Raw genomic sequence first — 21,311 nt, 5'->3', positions numbered from 1 at the left:
GTGTCAAATCACTCCGGATTTTAAGGGTACAAAGAAAACGCGATCAAGCCGCGACTCGCGCCACTGCGCGGGTCCGAGGCGCTCGACCAGAGTCAGCACCTGGTTCTGGCCTTCCTGCGAGCCGACCGGCGCGACCAGACGGCCGCCGATCGCGAGTTGTTCAAGTAATGCTTGCGGTACGTCGAGCCCCGCCGCGGCGATCACGATCGCATCGAAAGGCGCCGCCGAGGGCAGACCCAACCGCCCGTCTCCATAGTGCAGGCGAATGTTCGGAATGCGCAGCGGCCGCAGGTTGGTCTTGGCGCGCTCCGACAGCGGCCTGATGCGCTCGATCGAGTAAACCTCGCGCGCGACCTGGCTCAGCACGGCCGCCTGATAACCGCAGCCCGTGCCGATTTCGAGCACGTTGTTCAGCGCACGACCGGCGGCGGCCAGCTCGATCATCCGTGCAACGACCGAGGGCTTGGAGATCGTCTGGTGATGACCGATCGGCAATGCGGCATCTTCATAGGCCTGCGCGGCGAGCCCCGGGTCGACGAACATGTGGCGCGGCACCACCGACATCGCGTTCAACACGCGCTGATCGGTCACGCCGTTCGCACGCAGGCGTTCGACCATCCGTTCGCGAACCCGTTCCGAAGTCAGCGCCAATGCGCCGTTCAAAGCAACGTTCGGCGCGGCGCTGCGCTCGGTGGCGCGGGCGGCGGGTTTGGCCGGAACCGCCGGCTGCGGCGAGGGACGCGCGGTGGAATTCTGCACGGCGGCCTTGGCCGGCGTTTTCATCATCGATGCATTCAGCGGCGCCTTCACCGGCGCTTTGGCGGAAGGCGCGGCCAGCGGCTTCGGCGGAGTCGCCGCGGATGGCTTGGTCTGGAGCTTCGCCTGCGCCGCAGTCTGCGGGTTCGCCTGCCGCGACTGGGACTTACCCGCGGACCCGGGCGACGAGTTCTTCGCCGGCTGCGGACGTGCGTTCAGCGCCGCGCTCGCGGCAAGCGCCGCCGCGCGAATTTCGCCCGGACGCCCTTCGGGCCGGCGCGGTTCGCGCACCAGGTCCTCGAGGCCGAGCGGAAAGCGCTTGGCGCGCTCGCTGGTCATGAAGCGCCGCTGCCGGCGCGCGCCCAGTCGCGCGCTGCGGGCAGCATCTGCGTGTGGGTCAGATCGAGCTGCAGCGGCGTGATCGACACGTGGCCGTTGGCGACCGCGTGAAAGTCGGTGCCTTCGCTCGCGTCGCGCGCGCTGCCCGCCGGGCCGATCCAATAGATCGGTTCGCCGCGCGGATTGGTTTGCCGGATCACCGGCTGCGACGGATGCCGCTTGCCGAGGCGCGTGATCTGCCAGTCGCCGAGTTGGTCGTAGGGCAGATTCGGAATGTTGACGTTCAGGAGCGGATGCCCGGGCAACGGCTGCTCAAGATAGTGCGCGACGATTTCGGCGGCGACGCGCACGGCGTCTTCGAGATGCACCCAGTCCTTGTCGACGAGCGAGAAGGCAATGGCCGGCACACCGAACATGATGCCCTCGGTGGCGGCGGCGACGGTTCCCGAATAGAGCGTGTCTTCGCCCATGTTCTGACCGTTGTTGATGCCCGAGACCACCAGGTCCGGCCGATGGTCGAGCATGCCTGTCAGCGCGATGTGTACCGAGTCGGTGGGCGTGCCGTTCACGTAATAGAAACCATTGGCCGAACGCAGTACCGAAAGCGGCCGCGACAGCGTCAGGGAATTCGAGGCGCCGCTGCAATTCTGTTCGGGTGCCATCACGGTGACGTCCGCGATCGGCTTGAGCGCTTCGTAAAGCGCAGCAAGGCCGGGCGCCAGATAACCGTCGTCATTGCTGAGTAGGATTCGCATGCGGCGATTGTAACCGAGGAAAGAAGACGCGCGAACGAGACTGCCGGCCGTGCCCACGCCTTATGCAAAGCGCACGCGTGAGCATTGCGAATACCTCGCGCGAGTCGCCAGCCAGCCGTGCATCGATCATCCGGCAATCACCCGCCGGACGCGCGCAGCGCAATAAAAACGCACGGTCGTGCTGATTGTTTTACACTCAGAATACTTGCGAACCCCTGATCGATATGGAGACACGATGCGCGCGATTCGCTGCAATCAATATGGGCCGCCGGAGAGCCTGGTCGTCGAAAACCTGCCGGACCTCGAACCGCCGCCAGGTCACGTCGTCATCGACGTCAAAGCCGCAGCCGTCAACTTTCCCGACGTGCTGATCATCGAGAACAAATACCAGTTCAAACCGCCTCTGCCCTTCACGCCCGGCTCGGAAGTCGCGGGCGTGGTGCGCGCTGTCGGCGCGGATGTGACGCAGTTCAAGCCCGGCTCGCGCGTGGTTGCCTTCACCGGTCAGGGCGGTTTCGCGGACCAGGCGCTGGCGCCGGCCTCGGCCTGCGTGCCGTTGGCGGACGGTGTCGAATTCGAACTGGCCGCGGCCTTTACGTTGGCGTACGGCACCTCGCATCACGCCGTGGTCGATCGCGGCGCGTTGCAAGCCGGCGAGACGATGCTGGTGCTGGGCGCGGCCGGCGGCGTTGGGCTCGCGGCCGTCGAAATCGGCAAGGCACTCGGCGCGCGCGTGATCGCGGCGGCATCGAGCGACGAGAAACTCACGATCTGCGTCAAGCACGGCGCGGACGCCACCATCAACTACAGCACCGAGGATCTGCGCGAGCGCATCAAGGCGCTTACCGACGGGAAAGGCCCGGATGTGATCTACGACCCCGTCGGCGGCGTGTATGCGGAGCCGGCGTTTCGCAGCATCGGTTGGCGCGGACGTTATCTGGTGGTCGGCTTTGCCAACGGCGAGATTCCGAAGCTGCCGCTCAACCTGACGCTACTCAAAGGCGCGAGTCTGGTCGGCGTGTTCTGGGGCGACTTCGCGAAGCGCGAGCCGCAGCATAATCACGCGGCGTTCGAGCAGATGACACGCTGGATCGGTGAGGGCAAGCTCAAGCCGTACGTGTCGGCGCGCTATCCGCTCGAGGACACTGGGCGCGCGTTGCGTGACATGGCTGAGCGTCGCGTGATCGGGAAGGTGGTGATTACGCCTTAGTCGAAGCATCGACGTCGCCTGATCGAGCGCTTCGTTCTGGTGGTCGAAAAAACGGCGCGCGGTTTTCCAACCCGTGCGCCGTTTTTCGTTAAAGCTCGCTGCTGAGCAAGTTTGCGCTCGTAGGCCTACAGCTTTTCCGTGTCGCCTGTCTTGGGCTGCCACTTCATCAGGCGCCGCTCGCCCATGCCGACAATCGCATCCAGAATCAGCGCGAACGCGGTCAGCACCAGAATCCCCGCAAACACGGTATTGATATCGAAGGTGCCTTCGGCCTGCAGAATCAGATAGCCGACGCCGCGCGCGGAGCCGAGATACTCCCCCACCACCGAGCCGACGAACGCCAGCCCCACCGACGTATGCAAGCTGGAAAACACCCAGCTCATCGCGCTCGGCAAATAGACGAAGCGCAGCAACTGCTTGCGGTTCGCGCCGAGCATGCGCGCGTTGGCGAGCACGACCGGACTGACTTCCTTCACGCCCTGATAGACGTTGAAGAACACGATAAAAAACACCAGCGTGACACCGAGCGCCACCTTCGACCAGATGCCCAGCCCGAACCACACGCCGAAGATCGGCGCGAGAATCACGCGCGGCATCGAGTTAGCGGCTTTGATATACGGATCGAACAGCGCGCTCGCGAGCGGCGAGAGCGCGAGCCACAAGCCCACGCCGAGCCCGAGCGCGGTGCCGAGCGTGAACGCGAGCACGGTTTCGACCAGCGTGATCCACAGGTGCAGATAGATCTCGCCGCCCGTGAACCACTCCCAGATCCGCTGCAACACCTTCTGCGGCTCGCCGAAGAAGAACGCCGCTTTATTCGGGTCGTCGAAATAGAACGCCGGCAGCAGCGTCGGACTGGTCAGCACGTACCAGAGTACGAAGCACAGCACCAGCAGCAGCCATTGCCAGATCACCAGATTCGCCCGGTTTGGGCGCAACGTCTTCCACATGACTCGGTTTGCCTTGGACGATTGATCGACGCCAATACACGACGCCCCTACGTGACGCAATTACGTGACGCGCTTAAACGGCGGTGAGCTGCTGTTGATAGCCTTTGAGCACCTCGTCGCGCAACACGCTCCAGATCTGCGCATGCAACTCGACGAAGCGCGGATGCGCGCGGATTTCCGCCACATCGCGCGGACGCGGCAGATCGATCGTGAATTCGCCGATCGGGTGTGTGCCCGGCCCCGCCGAGAGCACCACTACGCGATCCGACATGGCGATCGCTTCGTCGAGATCGTGCGTGATGAACAACACCGCTTTGCGCCTGGCGGCCCACAGGTCGAGCAACTCGTTTTCCATCAACTGACGCGTCTGGATATCGAGCGCGGAAAACGGCTCGTCCATCAGGATGATGTCCGGATCGAGAATCAGCGTCTGCGCCATCGCGACGCGCTTGCGCATGCCGCCCGACAACTGATGCGGATAACGATCGCCGAAGCCGCCGAGGCCGACGCGTTTCAACCACTCGTCGGCCTTGACGCGTGCTTCAGCGGGCGGCACGCCGTGGAAAGCGAGGCCGGCCATGACGTTGTCGATGGCCGAGCGCCACGGCATCAGCGCGTCGGCCTGGAACATATAGCCGGCGCGCCGGTTGATGCCGCGGAGCGGCTCGCCGAACACGCTGACCGTCCCCGACGAGGGCGCCAGCAGCCCCGCGCCGACATTGAGCAGCGTGGATTTACCGCAGCCAGTCGGACCGACCACCGAGACGAACTCGCCCGGCGCGATGCGCAAGGTCGTGTCCTTCACCGCCGTGTAGCGCTGCGCGTGGTTGTCGCGCGCAGCGAACGTGCAGGTGATGTTGTCGAGCGCCAGGGCGGCAACTGTCATCGTTCAGCTCGCTTCGAAAGATCGGATTCGGTGTGTGGTCGCATCATGGCAACGGGGCCGCGGCGAGCGCGGCGCGCATCGGCTTGCAGCGTGGCCGACTCGTGGCCCACGCGCCCGGGTTCGACTCAAGCCTTGACGGTGCTCAGCGCTTTCTTGACGAAGTCGTTGGTCCACGTCTTCGACAGATCGATCGGCTTGCCCTGCACGTTCGGGTCGAACGCCTGCAGCGTTTTCAGCGACGTCGCGGGACCGTCCGCCGGCATCAGGCCGTCGGGCGACATGGCCTCCTTCACGTGCTGCCACGCGTCCAGATACACCGCGCGGTCGCCGAGCAGATAGCCTTCCGGCACCGTGTTGATCAGTTCGCTGCCGGTCGCCGTTTGCAACCACTTGAGCGCGCGCACCATCGCGTTGGTCAACGCCTGCGTGGTGTTGGGATTCTTCGTGATAAAGCTTTGCGACGCGTACAGGCAGCCCGCCGGCATATCGCCGCCGAACACGCTGCGCGTATCGGCAAGCGTGCGCGTGTCCGACACGACGCGAATCTCGCCGGTGCGTTCGAGCTTGGTCATTACCGGGTCGAGATTGGCAATGGCGTCGATCTGCCCCGACTGCAACGCGGCGATGGCGCCGGCACCCGCGCCCACGCCGATGAACGCGACGTCTTTTGCGGTTAGCCCGGCTTTCGCCAAAACAAAGCTCGCCATGATCGAGGTCGACGAACCCGGCGCGGTAACGCCGATTTTCTTGCCCTTCAGATCGGCGATCGATTTGTAGTTCGGCATGGTTTTCTTCGAAACCGCGAGCACGATCTGCGGCGCGCGCCCCTGCAGTACGAATTCGCGGAACATCTGCTTCTGCGCCTGCAGCAGCAAGGTGTGCTCGAACGCGCCGGACACCACGTCAGCGCTGCCGCCGACCGCCGCCTTCAACGCCTGCGAGCCGCCGGCAAAGTCGGAAATTTCGACTTCGAGCCCTTCGTCCTTGAAGTAATTGCGGCGCTCGGCGATGGTGAGCGGCAGGTAGTAAAACAGGTTCTTGCCGCCGACGGCGATCGCCACCTTGGTGGTTTCAGGTTTGCCCTGCGCGAAGGCGAGCGGCGTGGCAGCGAGCGTGGCGCCCGCGAGTGCGGCAGTACCGGCGAGAAAGCTTCTCCGTTGCATGGTCTTGAGTCTCCAAACTTTTGTTGTCCGTTTTTTATCGGCTTTTCTGCTTTGCCGCAGCGCGCACACTCAGACTATTTGTTGCGCGTGCAACCTTGCAATGTGGTCTGCATCATAACCCAGTGATTGAAGGACTTCATCGGTATGTTCACCCAGTTCCGGGCCTAGCCAGCGCGTCTCGCCCGGCGTGGCCGAGAGCTTCGGCGTGACCGACGGCAGCGTGATTTCCTGGCCGTCCTGCCACTTGAAACGCTGGATCATCTGGCGCGCCATGAACTGCGGATCGGTGAACATGTCCGCCACGCTGTAGATGCGGCCCACCGGCACGTCGGCCGCATTCAGCACGGCGAGGGCTTCGTCGATGGTGCGCGTGGCGAGCCACGCGGCGATCGCGCCGTCGATTTCCTGGGTGCGCGGCACACGGCCGTCGTTGTGCGTAAGCGCCGGGTCGTTCGCGAGATCCTCGCGGTCGATCGCGATCATCAGGCGCTTGAAGATCGGATCGCTATTGCCGCCGATCACGATGCTGCCGTCGCGGCATGGATACGTATTGGACGGCACAATGCCCGGCAGCGACGCGCCGGTGCGCTCGCGCACCATGCCGTACACGCCGTATTCGGGCACCACGCTTTCCATCATGTTGAAGACGGCCTCGTACAGCGCGACGTCGACCACCTGCCCCTTGCCGCCGTTCACCTGCTTGTGATGCAGCGCCATCAGTGCGCCGATCACGCCGTGCAGCGCGGCAATCGAATCGCCGATCGAAATGCCGATGCGCGGCGGCGGCAAATCCGGATAGCCGGTGATATGGCGCAGGCCGCCCATCGATTCGGCGATCGCGCCGAAGCCGGGCCGGTCGCGGTACGGCCCGGTCTGGCCATAGCCGGACAGGCGCACCATGACGAGGCCGGGATTGTCCGCGGACAGCACGTCGTAGCCGAGGCCGAGCTTCTCCAGCAAACCCGGCCGGAAATTCTCGACGACGATATCCGCTTCTTTCGCGAGGCGCCGCACGATTTCCTTGCCCTCTTCGGCCTTCAGATTGATCGTGACGGATTTCTTGTTGCGCGCCTGCACGGCCCACCAGAGCGACGTGCCGCCGACTTCCGGATAAAGCTTGCGCCACTTGCGCAGCGGGTCGCCGCCTTTGGGATCTTCGATCTTGATGACGTCGGCGCCGAATTCGCCGAGAAAGCGCGCGGCGAACGGACCGGCGATCAGCGTGCCGAGTTCCAGCACCTTGACGCCGGCGAGCGGGCCGGTTTTCTCTTGAGGCGCGGCGCCCGCGCCTGATTCAGGGGTGACGCTCATGTGTCTCCTTTGTTCTGATCCCGACGCGCGCTGCGCTGCGTCAAGTTGAAACAGGTGCCTCGCGCTACATCGAGCGGCGATCGAGCATGGCGCGGGCAATCGTGCCGGCGTCCACATACTCCAGTTCGCCGCCCACCGGCACGCCGCGCGCAAGGCGCGTGACGGCGAGGCCGCGCGCCTTGAGCGTCTGCCCGAGGTAATGCGCGGTCGCTTCGCCTTCGTTGGTGAAATTGGTTGCGAGCACCACTTCCTTGACCACGCCGTCCGACGCGCGCCGGACGAGCCGGTCGAAATGAATCTCCTTCGGACCGATACCGTCGAGCGGACTCAGGCGCCCCATCAGCACGAAATAAAGACCGCGATAGGTCATGGTCTGCTCGAGCATGATCTGGTCGGCCGGCGTTTCGACGACGCACAGCAAGGTGGGATCGCGCTCCTCGTCGAGGCAGACCTCGCAGATCTGCGCCTCGGTGAAGGTGTTGCACTTCTCGCAGTGCTGCAGATGCTCGGTGGCGAACAGCAGCGAGTGGCCAAGTTTTTCGGCGCCGTCGCGGTCGTGCTGCATGAGGTGGTACGCCATGCGTTGCGCGGACTTCGGCCCGACGCCGGGCAGCGCGCGCAGCGCTTCGACGAGCGCCGACAAGGCGGAAGGTTGTTTCATGCGGATCGGCGTCGAAGTGGGTAGTGCCCGGTTATGAGGGTGACGATACAGGTGATTCGTTCGGTTTCCATCATTGCGGCGATGGCCTCGCGAGGCACGCGCTGCACATTTCGGCCGAGGCGCGGCCAGTCGGGTCAGGCGCGGAACGCGCGCAGCGAGTGCAACCCTGACGGCAGGTACGGCTCGCGCGTTCCATTATGCCGTTCACGCCGCCGCGACTGCAGCCGCGGCCCGGACCCCGCCTTGCGGCGGCGTCGTTCAGAACGGCAGCTTGAAGCCCGGCGGCAGCGGCAGGCCCGAGGTCATGCCGCCCATCTTTTCCTGGGCAGTGGCTTCAGCCTTGCGCACGGCGTCGTTGAACGCGGCGGCGACGAGGTCTTCCAGCATGTCCTTGTCGTCGGCGAGCAGGCTCGGGTCGATCGACACGCGGCGCACGTCGTTCTTGCAGGTCATCGTCACCTTCACGAGACCGGCGCCCGACTGCCCCTCGACTTCGATCAGTGCGAGTTGCTCCTGCATCTTCTTCATGTTTTCCTGCATCTGCTGGGCTTGCTTCATCAGCCCGGCGAGTTGGCCTTTCATCATGGACATGCTCCTTCTTGATAGCGTGAAATTCGGAAATCGGGCGCGCTCTGGCGTATCGCGCGGCGAATCAGTGGACCGACGGCGCTCCGTTGGAACCGGCGTCCGGAGTAATCGGGCGGACCGAGCCGGGCACGATGCTCGCGCCGAACTCGCGGATCAGCGACTGCACGAACGGATCGGCGCCGATCTCGCGCTCGGCTTGCTGCTGCCGCTGTGCGCGCATGGCGGCGTCGTGGGCGGCGGCCGTACGGCGCGCCGGACCGACTTCGACCAGCACCTCGACAGTCTGGCCGAGCCTGTCGGCGAGCGCGGTTTTCAGTTTAGCGACCTGCGAGGCTTCAGCGTACTGCGGCACCGGCACGTTCAGTTTGAGCGTATTGCCTTCGAGCGCCATGAGTTCGCTGTTGAACGCGAGCTGATACGAAATGCCCTTGAGCGGCAGATCGACGGCAAGCGCCGGCCAGTCACCCTTGAAGCCCAGCGGATCGAGCGGCACGGCGGGCGGCAGCGGACGTTGGTCGATCACCGGCGCCGGCGCCGGCGTCGACGCGGGCGCCGGCGCGGCGCTCACGCGGACATCGTCCGGGCCGCTGTCGAACACGGGCATATAGCCGTCGTCCGGCAGGCCGTAATAGCCTTCGTCGGCGGCCGTGAGCGGCATGTATTCGTCAGGCGGCGGCATGTCATCCCACGGCGGCACCGACGAGCCATTCTGCTCAGCGCCGTTGCGGTGCGCTAGCGACGAAGACGCTGATCCTGCCGCGCGCGCGGCAGGTGCTGCCGGTGCGGCATCCTGCTGCGGCGCACGGCGTGGCGCGCCCGGCGTCGGCACGGGAACGACGACGCGCGGGGCGGCGGGTTTCGGCGTGGCCGGCGCGCCGGGCTTCGCGGCAGTTGCCGCGCTCGCGCGGCCACGGTCCGACGACACTTTCAAACCGGCGCTGCGCAAGACGTCGAGGGCGGCGCTCGCACCGCCCGCGCGACGGGGTGCAGTATCGGCTACGGGCGGTAGTTCTTGCGACGGCGCCGCAGCCGCGGCTTGCTCCGTGCGCGCAAACGCGGCGGCTGCCGGTGCGCTCAGCGAATATGCGGGAGCTTCGCCGGCGCGTGTTTCGTCGTTAAGAGTTGCGGTTGCGGAGGCTCCGTTCTGGGCCGCACCGTTGAGATCAGCGATTGCGGAGGCTTCGCTCGAAGCAGATTCGTTAAGGCCAGCGGACGCGGAGACTCCATTCGAAGCCGCACCTTTGGAGCCTGCGGCCGCGGAGACATCGCTCGAAGCAGGATCGTTGAGGCCAATGGCTGCGGACACTTCGCCCGCTGCCGAGTTGACGGGGGCATCGTCCCATGGAGCCAACGCGGGTACCGGGGCGGCAGCCGCCGCGGACGTCGGTGTCGGTTCCAATTCATCGATAACCGGCGCCGGCTCTGCAACTATTGCCGGTTCTGCGACAGGCGGCTGCCCGGCGATCGCGCCTTGAGCAGAATCCGCCGCGGCATCCTGAACGTCGCCAGCCGCAGGCTGCACTTCAACCGTGCTGTCGGCTTGCGCCATGGCGCGCGTTGCCGATTCAACCGGCGCTGCCTCAACCACGACGCCCTTATCGGCCACAACAACTTTACCCGGCTGTGTTTCGCGGCCCGGCGCGGCAGCGCTCACCTGCGCTTCACGCGAAGTCCCCGGCACTGCGCTCGAAGCCGCTACCGGCCGCGCCTGTGAAACGGGCGAACCCGACGCACCCTGCTGCGCGGCCACGGCCGGCGCACCGGCGCGTCTCGCTCCGCCCGCGCCGGACTGGCCCGGCGCACGCGCCGCACCCACGGCCCCCCCGCCGCCGCCCATAGGCGCCGGTTCGAACGCGAGCATGCGCAGCAGCGTCATGGTGAAGCCGGCGTATTCGTCCGGCGCGAGACCCAGTTCGCTTCGGCCGATGGTCGCGATCTGATAGAACAATTGCACCTGCTCGGCGCTCAGCGCTTCGGCGAAGCGGCGCAGATCACCCGCCTCGGGCCACTCGTCCAGCACCGACGACGGCGCGAACTGCGCCCACGCAATCCGGTGCAGCAGACTCGCCAGATCCTGCAATGCCGTCGAAAACGACAGGCTGCGCAACGCCATCTCGTCGGCCACCGACAGCACCGCGGCGCCGTCGCCGTCAGCGAGGGCATCGAGCAGGCGGATCAGGTAGCTCTGGTCGAGCGCGCCGAGCATGCCGCGCACCGCTTCTTCATTGACCTGGTTGGCCGAGTAGGCAATCGCCTGATCGGTCAGCGAGAGCGCGTCGCGCATCGAGCCGTCGGCCGCGCGCGCGAGCAGGCGCAGCGCCTGGACGTCGTACGGCACCTTTTCTTCGCCGAGAATGTGCTCGAGATGCGAGACGATATGACCGGCGGGCATCTGCTTCAGATTGAATTGCAGACAGCGCGAGAGCACCGTGACCGGAATCTTTTGCGGATCCGTGGTGGCGAGAATGAACTTGACGTGCGCTGGCGGTTCTTCCAGTGTCTTCAACATCGCGTTGAAGGCGTGGTTGGTCAGCATGTGCACTTCGTCGATCATGTAGACCTTGAAGCGCGCATCCACCGGCGCATAAACGGCGCGCTCCAGCAGCGCAGCCATTTCGTCGACGCCGCGATTACTCGCCGCGTCCATCTCCACATAATCGACAAAACGCCCTTCGTCGATCTCGCGGCACGCGCGGCATACGCCGCACGGCGCGGAGGTCACGCCAGTTTCGCAATTCAGCGCCTTGGCGAAGATGCGCGACAGCGTGGTCTTGCCGACGCCGCGTGTGCCGGTAAACAGATAGGCATGGTGCAGACGGCCGCCGTCGAGCGCGTGCGTGAGCGCGCGCACCACATGCTCCTGTCCGACGAGCGAAGCGAAATCCTTCGGCCGCCATTTGCGTGCGAGAACTTGATAGGTCATCAGGAAATTGTATCAGTAACAATGCCGCGCAAAACGATTCGCGACAGCGCTCGAACGCATGCTGCCACATCATTGAAACTGGCTAACGGACCGATAGAAAAAAATAGACGAGGCGCGCGCGGAAACACCACGGAGCATGGCTGCATGCGCCTGTACTCAACGTATCCAGGGTAAACAGAAGAAGGAATGCGTTGCGGAAGAACTCGCGCAGGACACACCGCAGAACAAAACGGAAAACAGAGGAAATACAAAAGAGGAAGGTGACGAGCCCGACCCTCGGCACTGGTGGAAAACGGCTGTGGCTGCTTCGTTCCCGACCTGACCAGGTTGACCATCCCTCCATGCGAGGAGGCCCGTCACGAAACATTCTATCATCGCTTGGCCTGTCGCGCGACTGTTAATACGACCAAAGCGTCAACAGTGCGCTGAATCGCGACCTTCGCTTCATATAGACAAGGCCGTATCAACATCGCGGCCGCCCGCAATGCAGCCACTTGAGTTTGGCCGCCGAGCCACCAGATACGCTACGTCGTGGTTGATGAAACACGGTGGCACTTCATCGGCAGCCGTTGGCCCCACTGCCCCTGATGAGTACTATCGCCCCCGGCAACGCATAGCGAATTAAGCTAAACTGCCGTACGGATGACCCGCGAGCGCGAGCCTTCCGCATATTCCGTAACAGGTTTTCACCTTTTCCGGCATGTGTCGGCAAGGCTCTGGTTGCGGCAAAGCGAACGGAAGTTTCCTTAGATTTTGACGTATCGTGGCGAGCAATTCAGGCGGGCCTCGAACCGATAGAGGTATTCATACAATGAGCGAACAAATCAAGCATATTAGCGACGCATCGTTCGAACAGGACGTCGTGAAATCCGATAAACCCGTGCTGCTCGATTTCTGGGCTGAATGGTGCGGTCCGTGCAAGATGATCGCGCCGATCCTCGACGAAGTCGCGAAGGATTACGCCGATCGCCTGCAAATCGCCAAGATCAACGTCGACGAACACCAATCGACTCCGGTCAAGTTCGGCGTGCGCGGCATCCCCACGCTGATTCTTTTCAAGAACGGCGCTGTCGCCGCGCAGAAAGTCGGCGCGTTGTCGAAGTCGCAACTTACCGCGTTCCTCGACGGCAACCTGTAAAAGCGGCCGCATCGGCGCGCTCGGGGTCCGCTGGGGCCTGCGGGTGCGTTGTGTTGAGCGTGTTGTCAGCCGGCAACACGCTCAACAAGAAAGATGCCATGCCGTCGCACTGGCGGAAATTGGCGTGTGCTATGCTAGAATCCGCAAAACGTCGAAAAGACGTGTAAGTCCTTGAGCGGTTCCGCTCACTCTCCTCCCAGATTTCATTTCGTCGCACCTTCTCCTGCGGGTTCTCCGTATGCATTTATCCGAGCTTAAGACTCTGCACGTGTCCGAATTGATCGAGATGGCCAATGGCCTCGAGATCGAAAGTGCGAACCGCCTGCGCAAGCAGGAATTGATGTTCGCCATTCTAAAAAAACGAGCCAAAACGGGCGACACGATCTTCGGCGACGGCACGCTCGAAGTGCTGCCGGACGGCTTCGGCTTCCTGCGTTCGCCGGAAACCTCGTACCTCGCCAGCACGGATGATATTTACATCAGCCCGTCGCAAATCCGCCGCTTCAACCTGCATACGGGCGACACGATCGAAGGCGAAGTGCGCACGCCCAAAGACGGCGAACGCTATTTCGCGCTGGTGAAGGTGGACAAGGTCAACGGCCAGCCGCCGGAGGCCTCGAAGCACAAGATCATGTTCGAAAACCTGACGCCGCTGCACCCGAACAAGGTGCTGCTGCTCGAACGTGAAATGCGCGGCGAGGAAAACGTCACGGGCCGCATCATCGACATGATCGCGCCGATCGGCAAAGGCCAGCGCGGCCTGCTGGTCGCCTCGCCGAAGTCGGGCAAGACCGTGATGCTTCAGCACATTGCGCACGCGATCAAGCAGAACCATCCGGATGTCGTGCTGTTCGTGCTACTGATCGACGAACGCCCGGAAGAAGTGACCGAAATGCAGCGTTCGGTGGCGGGCGAAGTGATCGCCTCCACGTTCGACGAACCGGCCGCGCGTCACGTGCAAGTGGCCGAAATGGTGATCGAAAAAGCCAAGCGCCTCGTCGAAATGAAGAACGACGTGGTGATTCTGCTGGACTCGATCACGCGTCTCGCGCGCGCTTACAACACCGTCGTGCCGGCCTCGGGCAAGGTGCTGACGGGTGGTGTCGACGCCAACGCGCTGCAACGTCCGAAGCGTTTCTTCGGCGCCGCGCGCAATATCGAGGAAGGCGGTTCGCTGACCATCATCGGCACGGCGCTGATCGAAACCGGCAGCCGCATGGACGACGTGATCTACGAAGAATTCAAGGGCACCGGCAACATGGAAGTGCACCTGGAACGTCGCCTTGCCGAAAAGCGCGTGTATCCGTCGATCAACCTGAACAAGTCGGGCACCCGTCGCGAAGAACTGCTGATCAAACCCGAAGTGCTGCAAAAGATCTGGGTGCTGCGCAAGTTCATTCACGACATGGACGAAGTCGAGTCGATGGAATTCCTGCTCGACAAGATCCGCCAGACAAAGAGCAACTCCGAGTTCTTCGACATGATGCGCCGTGGCGGCGGCAGCTAAGGCCAAGCTCCTGTGCCGATATAGCGGCACTCACCACAGCATCCGCACCGCATAAAGAAGCCGCTCGTCGCAAACGAGCGGTTTTTTTTCGTCCGTCCTTTTGCCGTTTTCGCGCGGCAGATTTCACCCCTCGCCTTTCGGCTGCCAGCGCCATCTGTCGCACGTCAACCCGCACTTTAACCTGTACGTGAACGTACACGTTAAAGTACAATGCACGCAGTCTGTCACATCCGTCACCACCCATGTCGAAAGACTCACCCACTCTGCTCACCGTGCGTGACGCCGCGGAACGCCTCGGTGTCACACCACGCACGCTGAAGTACTACGAGGAGCGCGGCCTCGTCTCGCCCACCCGCAGCGAAGGCCGCTACCGGCTTTACGACGAGGAAGATCTGAAGCGCTTCGGCCGCATTCTGCGTTTGCGCTCGCTGGGCTTCTCGCTGCACAGCGTTACCGAAATGCTCAAGCGCCCGCTCGAACCTGTCGACGGAGGCCACCGCTACTCCACCGAATCGCTGCGGCAGATTCACGACGCCATCGCTCAACAGGTCGAAGCGCTCGACGCGCGCATCGACACGATGCGCCGCGAACTGAAGGAAGCGCAGAAGCTGCGCGCCGAGCTGAGCCCCGATCTCGACTATCTCCAGCGGCGCCTCGCCGGCGAGAATGCCGACGCGCTGCTCGCGCAGCGCCGCAGCGCGCGCGCGAAAACACGCAGCACGCCGCCCGCGAAGCGCGTCGACAACCCGGACGACTCCGCGCCGGACGAATTCTGATGAGCACGACGTCGTCCCGCGTGCCGTTGTTCAGCGTCGAAAAACTGCGCGGCGACTTTTTCCCATGGGTGCTGGCCGTCGTCACCGGCCTCGACTATTTCGACAATTCGATCTTCTCTTTTTTCACCAGCTATATCGCGGGCGGCATCAACGCGTCGCCCGATGAACTGGTGTGGGCGTCGAGCGCCTATGCGGTCGCGGCGGTGCTGGGCATCCTGCAGCAACAGTGGTGGGTCGAACGCTTCGGCTACCGGCGCTACGTGGCCGGCTGCATGCTGCTCTATTCCGCCGGCTCGGTGACTGCGACGCTGTGCGAATCGTCGATCGAACTGGCGTTCGCGCGCGGCTTTCAAGGCTACTTCATCGGCCCGATGATGGGCACCTGCCGCATCCTGATCCAGATGAGTTTCAAGCCGCAGCAGCGGCCCGCGGCCACCCGCGCGTTTCTGGTGCTGATCGTCCTGAGCAGTGCGCTCGCGCCGCTGATTGGCGGCCAGCTGGTCGCGTATTTCGACTGGCGCGCGCTGTTCGCATGCACCGCGCCCGTGGGCGTGCTGTTCGCCGTGCTGGCCTTGCTCGCGTTGCCCGACTCGGGCAACCGCCTGCCCGAGGAACGCGGCGCCGCACATTTCTGGCCATATCTCATCTTCGCGTTCGCCCAAGGCGCCCTGCAAATCGTCATGCAACAGGTGCGCTTCCAGTTGTTCAGCGCGTCGCCGGGACTGATTCTGCTGACCGTCTCCGGCATCGTCGCGTCAGGCTGGTTCGCCTATCATCAGTGGCATCATCCCGCGCCGCTCGTGCGCCTCAATGCGTTGCGCGAAAAGGTGTTCCAGGCCGGGCTCGTACTCTATATGTTTTACTACTACATCTCGACCGTGTTCAGCTATCTGATCTCGCGCTTTCTCGAAGGCGGTCTCGGCTATCCGGTCGAAAACACCGGGCAACTGGTCGGCGTGACGTCGCTGATTTCCGCCAGCGCGCTGTTCGTCTACCTGCGTTATGCGAAGCTGCTGCCACGCAAGAAGTGGATCATCGTGCCGGGTTTCGCCGTGGCCGCGTTCGCCGCGGCGTGGATGACGCGCATGTCGCCCGGCGTCGGCGAGGCGGCGCTGATGCTGCCCCTGCTGCTGCGCGGCCTGCTGTTGCTGTTCATCGTGTTGCCGGTGGCCAATCTCACTTTCAGGATCTTCGCCATCGAAGAATTCACGCACGGCTACCGGCTGAAAAACATCGTGCGGCAGGTGACGATCTCGTTCGCGACGGCCTCCGTGATCATCGTCGAGCAGCATCGGCAGACGCTGCACCAAACACGCCTCGCGGAGTTCGTGAATCCGTACAATCCGGTGTTCCAGAATTCACTCGTCACGCTGACGCGAGGTTTTGCCGCCGCAGGTCGCTCACCGTCCGAGGCGCACTCGCTGGCGCTCGTGGAAATCAGCCGCACGGTCGCGCAACAGGCCAGCTTTCTGGCCTCGTTGGACGGTTTCTATTTCCTGGTCGGCGTGGCGATATGCGGCGGCATTTTCGCCGCGTGGCAAAAACAGATCGACTAAAGGTTGCATCAGGCCATGCTCTCGAAACTCACTCAATGGCTCGGCACACGCCGCCGCGAGCGCGCGCTGCGCGACTACGCGATCGACGACTCGCTCTGGCGAGCCACGCTCGACGGCCTGCCGTTCCTCGCGCACCTCGACGCGCCGGATCTCCTGCGTTTGCGCGAACTGACGAGCCTTTTCCTCGCGCAAAAGGAATTTTCGACCGCGCACGAGCTCGAGCTCACCGACGCAATGACCGTGGCGATCGCCGCCCAGGCATGCCTGCCGGTGCTGAACCTGAGCCTCGATCTGTATCGCGGCTGGGTCGGCGTGATCGTCTATCCGGGCGAATTCGTGATCCGCAAGACCGTCGAGGACGAAGACGGCGTGGTGCACGAAGTCGAACAGGACGCGAGCGGCGAAGCGTGGGAAGGCGGGCCCGTGGTGTTGTCGTGGGAAGACGCGCAGATGACGGACGGCACGGACGCCTACAACGTCGTGATTCACGAGTTCGCGCATAAGATCGACATGCTGAACGGCGAGGCGGACGGCCACCCGCCGCTGATGCGCCGCTGGCACGCACCGCTCGATTCGCAGGCGTGGGCCGACGTGTTCGACCACGCTTACGACCGCTTCTGCGCCAAGGTCGACGCGGTGCCGGAGCGCCGCTGGGCGCGCTTCGAGCGCGACTCGCTGATCGATCCGTACGCGGCGGACCATCCATCGGAATTTTTTGCCGTTTGCAGCGAGGCGCTGTTTGTCAGGCCGCAAGCGTTCGAAGCCGAATATCCGGAGCTGTACCGGCTGCTCGCGCGCTTTTACCGGCAGGATCCGGCGCGGGTCGGCCTGACGTTCACCGCCGGCTGACGCGCAACGCCCACTGGACAAGGCCGTCCAGTCCCGGTCGCGCGCAGGCTGCGATCCGGCAGGCAAGCGGCGAAACCGGCACTCACCGCGGCCCAAAGGTGACCAAAAGGCGGCCACAAAAGTCGTCAAGCGACTGATTTTCTGGCATAATCGCCGTTTTTCGACCATAGGCAAGTGGCTCGCGCCTAGATGCGGTCCGTTCAATACGGTCGCACGCGGGTTGGCTACCGCCAGATTAAAGGAAAGACCATGAAAGAAGGCATTCACCCGGATTACCGCGAAGTTCTGTTCATCGACGTGTCGAACGACTTCAAGTTTGTGACGCGCTCGACCATCCAGACGCGTGAAACCGCCGAATTCGAAGGCAAGACCTACCCGCTCGCCAAGATCGAAGTGTCGTCGGAATCGCATCCGTTCTACACCGGCCAGCAAAAGATCATGGACACGGCAGGCCGCGTCGAGAAGTTCCGCAACAAGTTCGGCTCGCGCGCTACCGGCAAGGTCGCAGCGAAGTAATACCCGCCTCGTCGCCGGCTCTGGCCGGCAGCGCAGCAGGAGCAAAAAGGGCAGCGCGAGCTGCCCTTTTTTGTCGCCTTGCCGATTGATCAGCGATGGCCGGGAACGAACACGGCGCACTGCCGAACCCGTGTTACAGCTTTTCCATCCACGTTGCGAGCCGTTACCGGCCGTGACGCGCATCGCACGGCACGACTACAATGCCGGATGCTCCAAATTGGCCATTCCAGCCGGACATGCCGTCCGGTCCCGGCTGCACCGCTTATCCGATATCCACACACCGCATGAGACCTGTCGTTCGCCTCACTGCCTCAGCGACCAGTGCGTTGCCGCGCTGGCTGCTGCTGACCATCTGTATCGTCTACGCATCGTTTGGACTATTCGGCCGCGATCCGTGGAAGAACGAGGATGCAGCCGGCTTCGGCGTCATGTGGACCATGGCGAACGGCAGCGCGCACGACTGGCTTCTGCCCAACCTGGTCGGCAAATATCTCACCGAAGACGGCCCGCTCGGCTACTGGTTCGGCGCCAGCGCGATCCGCGCGCTCGCGCCATGGGTCGACGCGAGCAACGCCTCGCGCGTCTTCACGGGCCTGATGTTCTGCGCGGGTTGCGCGTTCGTCTGGTATGCCGCTTACCTGCTCGGCCGGCGCGCCGAAGTCCAGCCGTTCAAATACGCGTTCGGCGGCGAGCCGGAACCGCGCGACTATGGCCGTACCCTCGCCGACGGCGCGTTGCTGATCCTGCTCGCCTGCTTCGGCCTCGCCGAGCGCGGCCACGAAACCACGCCGCAGCTCGCGCAGTTCTTCGGTATCGCGATGCTCGTATATGGGCTCGTGCGCATGATCGACAAACCGGTTCAAGGTGCGCTGATCTGGGGCCTCGCCATCGCCCTCGTCACCCTGGCCAGCAGCCCGGTGCTGGTCGGTGCGCTACTGCTCGGCACGCTGGCGATGACCCTGATCGTGCGCGAGACGCGCTCGCGCTGGCTGCTGCTGGCGGGTCTGCCGGTGGCGCTGGTGCTGTCGTCGGCGTGGCCGGTCGCCGCGCTCGCCACTTTCCCCGACGACGCCGTCTGGTACCTCAATCAATGGGTGCATGTCAGCCTGAGTTCGTTCGCCGGGCCGCCCGGCTCGGTCGCCGGCTATGCGCTCAAGAATCTGCCGCTCTTCACCTGGCCGGCGTGGCCGCTGGCACTCTGGGCGTGGTTCAGCTGGTCGGGCCTGCGGCGCGCGCCGCATGTGGCGATCCCGCTTTCGGTGATCGGGCCGCTGCTGGTGCTGGTGATCCTGCAGAGCCATCAATCGAACCGGCTGTACATGCTGCTGCTGCCGCCGCTCGCCGTGCTGGCCGCTTTCGCGCTGCCCACGCTCAAACGCGGCGCGATCAATGCGATCGACTGGTTCGCGCTCCTGAGCTTCACGATTCTCGGCAGCTTCGTCTGGCTGGTCTATATCGCGGGGCTGACCGGCTTCCCGTATCCGCTTGCGCGCAATCTCGCACGGCTCGCGCCGGGCTTCGCGCCGCAGTTCAAGGTGCTGTCGTTCGTCTGCGCGGTCGCCGTGACGATCTGCTGGTTCGTGCTGGTGCAATGGCGCCTTGCCCGTCATCCGAAAGTCTTGTGGCGCAGCGTGGTGCTCTCGAGCGCCGGCACCACCTTGATGTGGGTGCTGCTCATGACGTTATGGCTGCCGGTCGTCAATTACAGCCGGACCTATAAAGACGTTGCCGAACAGATCGCCGCACATCTGCCGGACGACTACACCTGCATCTCACCGGTGCGCCTCGGCAATGCGCAGATCGCGACCTTCGCCTATTTCGGCGACATGCATTTCTCCTTCGACCAGGACTGCGACGTGATCCTGCGCCAGGACACGCAGGATTACGGCGAACCGAGCGCAATGTCCGACTTCGTCTGGAAACTGGTGTGGGAAGGCCGCCGCGTGGCCGACCGCGACGAACGCTTCCGCCTGTACGTACGCATCGACCGTCCGAAGCCGCCGGTCGTCAAACGCCGCAACTGGCACAAGAAGTCCGGCTGACCATGTTCGCCGACGTACGGAAAATCGCCGCGCTCGCCTGGCCGGTATTGATCGGCCAGCTGGCGATCATCGCATTCGGCGTGATCGACACGGCGATGGTGGGCCGCTACTCGGCGGTCGATCTGGCCGCGCTCGGCCTGGGCTCGTCGATCTATATCTCCGTCTACATCGGCCTGACCGGCATTCTGACCGCGCTGCAGCCGATCACCGCGCAACTCTACGGCGCGCGCCGCTATAGCGAGATCGGCGAGGAAGTTCGCCAGGCTTTGTGGCTCGCGCTGGCGCTGACCGTGATCGGCTTCCTGCTTCTGTTTTTCCCCGGCCCCGTGCTGCATCTGGCGCGCGTGCCCGAGGCGCTGCACGACCGCACGGTTGCCTACCTGCGGATTCTGGCCTTCGGCTTGCCCGCCGGCCTCGCCTTTCGGGTCTACAGTTCGGTCACCAACGCGGTCGGCAAACCGCGGCTCGTGATGATCCTGCAGATCGGCGCGCTGCTGCTCAAGGTGCCGCTCAATACATGGTTCATTTTCGGCGGCCTCGGCGTGCCGGCGCTCGGCGGCCCCGGTTGCGCGCTCGCCAGCACCACGATCAACTGGGGGCTTGCCATACTCGGCATGGTGCTGCTCATGCGCGTCGACGTATTCACGCCGTTCGCAATCTTCGCACGGTTCTGCTGGCCGGTCTGGCGGCGTCAGGCGGCGCAACTGCGGCTAGGCATTCCAATGGGCCTGTCGTACCTGATCGAAGTCACCTCCTACACGTTCATGGCGCTCTTCATTGCGCGCTTCGGCACGACGACGCTGGCCGGTCACCAGATCGCCGGCAATATCGGCGCAGTGCTGTACATGACGCCGCTGTCGATCGGCATTGCTTCGTCGACGCTGGTCGCGCAGGCGCTCGGCGCGCATCGCCCGGAAGCGGCGCGCACGCTGTCGCGTCACGGCATCACGATGGCCGTGACGATCGCCTGCTGTTATGCCGCGATCGTGCTGGCGCTGCGGCCATTTATCATCGAAGGCTATACGCCGAATGCGCAGGTCGTGGCGGCGGCGTTGCCGCTGGTGTTGATCGTCGCCTGCTATCACCTGTTCGATGCGTTGCAGATCACAACCGCGTTCGTGCTGCGCGCCTACAAGGTGGCGGTCGTGCCGACCGTGATCTACGCGGTGGCGCTGTGGGGCGTGGGGCTCGGCGGCGGCTATGTGCTCGGCTTCAACGTGACCGGTATCACACCGGAATGGTTGACTGGCGCGCGCGGCTTCTGGGTGGCGAATACCGCGAGTCTGGCGATTGCCGGCATTGGCTTGCTGATGTACTGGCGGGTGGTGAGCAAGCGGCATTTGCGTCGCGAGACGGCGCTTCAGGCCGATTCGGCCGCTTGACGG

18 protein-coding genes and 1 other RNA gene are annotated in these 21,311 nt (G+C 64.0%); 9 read left to right on the top strand and 10 right to left on the bottom strand.

Annotated elements, in window-relative coordinates; all coding sequences use genetic code 11:
• Window positions 1-3 precede the first annotated feature (3 nt).
• Together PDMSB3_RS08925 and surE are read right to left on the bottom strand one after the other, a co-directional pair.
• Window positions 4-1,095, bottom strand: coding sequence for a protein-L-isoaspartate(D-aspartate) O-methyltransferase (locus PDMSB3_RS08925; protein WP_165185825.1), 1,092 nt, complete (start codon window positions 1,093-1,095; stop codon window positions 4-6).
• Window positions 1,092-1,850, bottom strand: coding sequence for a 5'/3'-nucleotidase SurE (surE, locus tag PDMSB3_RS08920; protein WP_165185822.1), 759 nt, complete (start codon window positions 1,848-1,850; stop codon window positions 1,092-1,094). Before surE ends, PDMSB3_RS08925 begins: the two co-directional genes overlap by 4 nt.
• Window positions 1,851-2,085: 235 nt before the next feature.
• On the opposite strand from surE, the gene PDMSB3_RS08915 reads away from it, so the two are divergent.
• Window positions 2,086-3,060, top strand: a complete 975-nt coding sequence (locus PDMSB3_RS08915) for an NADPH:quinone oxidoreductase family protein (RefSeq protein ID WP_007182065.1) — start codon at window positions 2,086-2,088, stop codon at window positions 3,058-3,060.
• A 125-nt stretch (window positions 3,061-3,185) separates the two neighbouring features.
• On the opposite strand, the gene PDMSB3_RS08910 is transcribed toward PDMSB3_RS08915, so the two are convergent.
• The 8 genes from PDMSB3_RS08910 to ffs all read right to left on the bottom strand — a co-directional run bounded on the left by PDMSB3_RS08910 (window position 3,186) and on the right by ffs (window position 11,900).
• The gene (locus PDMSB3_RS08910; RefSeq protein WP_007182066.1) at window positions 3,186-4,010 is read right to left on the bottom strand and encodes an ABC transporter permease; all 825 of its coding nucleotides are present in this window, start codon (window positions 4,008-4,010) and stop codon (window positions 3,186-3,188) included.
• A gap of 73 nt (window positions 4,011-4,083) precedes the next feature.
• A complete protein-coding gene (locus tag PDMSB3_RS08905) occupies window positions 4,084-4,896 on the bottom strand; it encodes an ABC transporter ATP-binding protein (protein WP_007182067.1) in 813 nt (270 codons plus the stop codon).
• A gap of 125 nt (window positions 4,897-5,021) precedes the next feature.
• Complete coding sequence (locus PDMSB3_RS08900) at window positions 5,022-6,059, bottom strand: ABC transporter substrate-binding protein (RefSeq protein WP_007182068.1); 1,038 nt, start codon at window positions 6,057-6,059, stop codon at window positions 5,022-5,024.
• A 69-nt stretch (window positions 6,060-6,128) separates the two neighbouring features.
• A complete protein-coding gene (locus PDMSB3_RS08895; protein ID WP_007182069.1) occupies window positions 6,129-7,370 on the bottom strand; it encodes a CaiB/BaiF CoA transferase family protein in 1,242 nt (413 codons plus the stop codon).
• Window positions 7,371-7,434: 64 nt separating this feature from the next.
• The gene (gene recR, locus PDMSB3_RS08890) at window positions 7,435-8,031 is read right to left on the bottom strand and encodes a recombination mediator RecR (RefSeq protein ID WP_007182070.1); all 597 of its coding nucleotides are present in this window, start codon (window positions 8,029-8,031) and stop codon (window positions 7,435-7,437) included.
• 258 nt (window positions 8,032-8,289) lie between these two features.
• The gene (locus PDMSB3_RS08885; protein ID WP_007182071.1) at window positions 8,290-8,616 is read right to left on the bottom strand and encodes a YbaB/EbfC family nucleoid-associated protein; all 327 of its coding nucleotides are present in this window, start codon (window positions 8,614-8,616) and stop codon (window positions 8,290-8,292) included.
• A gap of 67 nt (window positions 8,617-8,683) precedes the next feature.
• Window positions 8,684-11,542 (bottom strand): DNA polymerase III subunit gamma/tau, encoded by a 2,859-nt coding sequence (gene dnaX / locus PDMSB3_RS08880; RefSeq protein ID WP_165185819.1) that lies wholly within the window; start codon window positions 11,540-11,542, stop codon window positions 8,684-8,686.
• Window positions 11,543-11,801: 259 nt separating this feature from the next.
• An RNA gene (ffs, locus tag PDMSB3_RS08875) (signal recognition particle sRNA small type) lies at window positions 11,802-11,900 on the bottom strand.
• A 453-nt stretch (window positions 11,901-12,353) separates the two neighbouring features.
• Here ffs and trxA point away from each other — a divergent pair.
• The 8 genes from trxA (at window position 12,354) to PDMSB3_RS08835 (ending at window position 21,308) form a co-directional block, all read left to right on the top strand.
• Window positions 12,354-12,680: a thioredoxin TrxA gene (trxA, locus tag PDMSB3_RS08870; RefSeq protein WP_006048864.1), complete on the top strand. Its 327-nt coding sequence runs from the start codon at window positions 12,354-12,356 to the stop codon at window positions 12,678-12,680.
• A gap of 238 nt (window positions 12,681-12,918) precedes the next feature.
• A complete protein-coding gene (rho, locus tag PDMSB3_RS08865; RefSeq protein ID WP_006048863.1) occupies window positions 12,919-14,187 on the top strand; it encodes a transcription termination factor Rho in 1,269 nt (422 codons plus the stop codon).
• Window positions 14,188-14,429: 242 nt separating this feature from the next.
• The gene (locus tag PDMSB3_RS08860; protein WP_007182073.1) at window positions 14,430-14,963 is read left to right on the top strand and encodes a MerR family transcriptional regulator; all 534 of its coding nucleotides are present in this window, start codon (window positions 14,430-14,432) and stop codon (window positions 14,961-14,963) included.
• Window positions 14,963-16,519, top strand: coding sequence for an MFS transporter (locus PDMSB3_RS08855; protein ID WP_165185817.1), 1,557 nt, complete (start codon window positions 14,963-14,965; stop codon window positions 16,517-16,519). Before PDMSB3_RS08860 ends, PDMSB3_RS08855 begins: the two co-directional genes overlap by 1 nt.
• Before the next feature lie 15 nt (window positions 16,520-16,534).
• Entirely contained in the window at window positions 16,535-17,368 is an 834-nt protein-coding gene (locus PDMSB3_RS08850) for a M90 family metallopeptidase (RefSeq protein ID WP_007182075.1), read from the top strand.
• 249 nt (window positions 17,369-17,617) lie between these two features.
• Window positions 17,618-17,884 carry a type B 50S ribosomal protein L31 gene (locus tag PDMSB3_RS08845; RefSeq protein WP_007182076.1) on the top strand — a complete coding sequence of 89 codons (267 nt, stop codon included), beginning with the start codon at window positions 17,618-17,620 and terminating at the stop codon, window positions 17,882-17,884.
• A 284-nt stretch (window positions 17,885-18,168) separates the two neighbouring features.
• Window positions 18,169-19,926, top strand: coding sequence for an ArnT family glycosyltransferase (locus tag PDMSB3_RS08840; protein ID WP_035518152.1), 1,758 nt, complete (start codon window positions 18,169-18,171; stop codon window positions 19,924-19,926).
• Between the two features lie 2 nt (window positions 19,927-19,928).
• A complete protein-coding gene (locus tag PDMSB3_RS08835) occupies window positions 19,929-21,308 on the top strand; it encodes an MATE family efflux transporter (protein ID WP_165185814.1) in 1,380 nt (459 codons plus the stop codon).
• Window positions 21,309-21,311 lie beyond the last annotated feature (3 nt).

The sequence above is a fragment of the Paraburkholderia dioscoreae genome (assembly GCF_902459535.1).
In the GTDB taxonomy this organism is placed as follows: domain Bacteria; phylum Pseudomonadota; class Gammaproteobacteria; order Burkholderiales; family Burkholderiaceae; genus Paraburkholderia; species Paraburkholderia dioscoreae.
This window is presented reverse-complemented; position numbering and strand designations above follow the sequence as displayed.